The organism is Micromonospora sp. M51, from assembly GCF_018070305.1.
In the GTDB taxonomy this organism is placed as follows: domain Bacteria; phylum Actinomycetota; class Actinomycetes; order Mycobacteriales; family Micromonosporaceae; genus Micromonospora; species Micromonospora parva.
Genome location: NZ_JAGPXZ010000919.1, coordinates 1 through 2171, shown reverse-complemented (window position 1 = coordinate 2171; position 2171 = coordinate 1). Strand labels below are relative to the sequence as shown.

1 protein-coding gene and 2 pseudogenes are annotated in these 2171 nt (G+C 76.0%); all 3 read left to right on the top strand.

Annotated elements, in window-relative coordinates; all coding sequences use genetic code 11:
• Positions 1-310, top strand: a pseudogene (locus tag KBX53_RS30730) (bifunctional [glutamine synthetase] adenylyltransferase/[glutamine synthetase]-adenylyl-L-tyrosine phosphorylase); the annotation flags it as partial.
• On the top strand, positions 303-1919 hold the full coding sequence (locus KBX53_RS30725; RefSeq protein WP_210863228.1) for a hypothetical protein: 1617 nt from the start codon (positions 303-305) through the stop codon (positions 1917-1919). The pseudogene KBX53_RS30730 and the gene KBX53_RS30725, both read left to right, overlap by 8 nt.
• Before the next feature lie 48 nt (positions 1920-1967).
• A pseudogene (locus KBX53_RS30720) lies at positions 1968-2171 on the top strand (DUF2029 domain-containing protein); the annotation flags it as partial.

Sequence of the window (2171 nt, the reverse complement as noted above, 5' to 3'; positions counted from 1 at the left end):
GCACGCCGGCGCGAACCCGGCGCTGCGCGGCACGCGTACCCTCGACGTCCTCGCGGCGGCCGAGCGGGCCGGCCTGATCGACCCGGCGGACGCCGCGGAGATGGCCGCCGGTTGGACCCTGGCCGCCCAGGTCCGCAACGCGTTGATGCTGGTCCGGGGCCGGGCCGGCGACCAACTGCCCCGGCACGGGGTGGAGTTGGCCGGTGTGGCCCGGCTGCTCGGCCGCGACGACCCGGGGGAGTTCCTCGACGAGTACCTGCGCACCGGCCGTCGCTCCCGCGCCGCGGCCGAACGGGTCCTCGATGCCTGAGGTGTCGCCACGCCCGCTCGGGCGGCGCACCGGCTGGGCGGCGGCGACCGGGGTGGCGGTGCTGCTCGCCGTCGCGTTCCTGCTCGCGCCCCGGATGGGCACCGACCTCGCGGCGCAGGTGGCCCGCGCCGACTTCGCCGACCGGTACGGTGCGACGCCCCTCGACCTCGGTTGGTACGGCGGCGTCAACCAGTATGGCTACAGCCTGTTCACCGCCCGGTTGGGCGCGTTGGTCGGGGTGCGTCCACTGGGGGCGGTCGCCGCCGTGCTCGGCGCGTTCGCGCTGGCCTGGCTGTTCGCCCGCAACCGGGCCCGACGCCCGCTGTTGGCCGGCGTCCTCGGTGCCGTGGTCCTGGTCGGCAACCTGGCGAGCGGGCGGGTCACCTTCGCCGTCGGGCTGACGTTCGGCCTGCTGGCGCTCTGCGCGGTCAGCATCGAACGCCCGCCGCGTCCGGTCCGGTTGGCCCTCGCCGCCGCCTGCGCCGCGGTGGCGACGGCGGCGAGCCCGGTCGCCGGCCTGTTCACCGGGCTGGCCGGGGCCGCGCTGCTGCTGGCGGCAGTGCGGCGCGGCGACGGGCCGGGGCGGGCGCTGGCGGGTGGATGGCGGGCCGAGGCTCCACTGGCCGAGGGCCTCGTCCTGACCCTGGCGCCGATCGTCACCGTGGCGCCGATCGCGGTCCTGTTCGGCAACGGCGGCACCCAGCCGTACTCGGCCGAGTCGATGCGGATCAACGTCGCGCTCGCCGTACTGGTGGCGGTCCTGCTGCCGCGCCGCCGCCGGGTGCTGCGCATCGGCGCGGTGCTCACCGTGCTGCTCCTGATCGGGGCGTACTACCTGCCCAGCCCGATCGGTACCAACGCGCTGCGGCTGCCGATGCTGTTCGCGCTGCCCGTGCTGGCCGGGTACGCGGCGTTGCCGACGCCGTGGCTGGCCGGGCTGCTCGCCGCGACGGTGTGGTGGCAGTCGCCGGTGATGACGAGCGACGTCACCCGGGCCGGTGCCCCGGAGAGCGCCCCGGCGTTCCACCGCCCGCTCGTCGAGGAACTGCAACGTCTCCAGCCCGCCGGACGGGTCGAGGTGGTGCCGCTGCGCGACCACTGGGAGTCCGCGTACCTGCCACCGACAGTGCCGTTGGCCCGGGGCTGGGAACGCCAGGTCGACAGTGACCGCAACGCGCTGTTCTACGACGGCACCCTGAACGCGCAGACCTACCAGCGGTGGCTCCACGACGAGGCGGTGACGTACGTGGCGATCGCACCGGACGCCCCGGCCGACCGGTGGGGCCGCGACGAGGCCGCGTTGATCCGCGCCGGCCTGCCGTACCTGCGGGAGGTCTGGCGTGATCCGACCTGGCGGCTGTACGCGGTCGCCGACCCGACGCCGCTGGTCGGCGCACCCGGCCAGCTCGTCGCCGCCGACCGGGGCTCGGTGCGGCTGACCGCCGCGCCCGGCGACGTGCCGGTGCGGGTGCGCTGGTCACGCTGGCTGTCGCTGGACGGCCCGGACGGCTGCGTGCGACAGGGCGTGGACGGGTTCACCGAGGTACGGGTCCGCTCGGCCGGCGACTACACGATCTCCAGCAGCCTGGCCCCGGCCCAGCACTGCTGACGGTGCCTGCCGTCGCTGCCCGACCGGAGTGCTGGCAGCATGTCGGGCGTGCCTTCCCACCTCGCGCGCTGGACCGGCCTGGCCGGCTCGACGCTGATCGCGCTGTCCGCGTTCCTCGGGGGAGCGTTCCCCAGCGGCCCGCTGCGCAGCACCCCGGTCAGCATCTGGCAGGGCCCCAACGGCCCGCTGATTCTCGCCGCCTGGGCGGTCGGCACCGGCCTGCTGGCGTACGCCTGGTGGGCGCTGCGTGAC

Excerpts from the sequence above, each read along its gene's own strand:
- KBX53_RS30725 (WP_210863228.1), top strand. The coding sequence starts at position 303 with ATGCCTGAGGTGTCGCCACGCCCGCTCGGGCGGCGCACCGGCTGGGCG.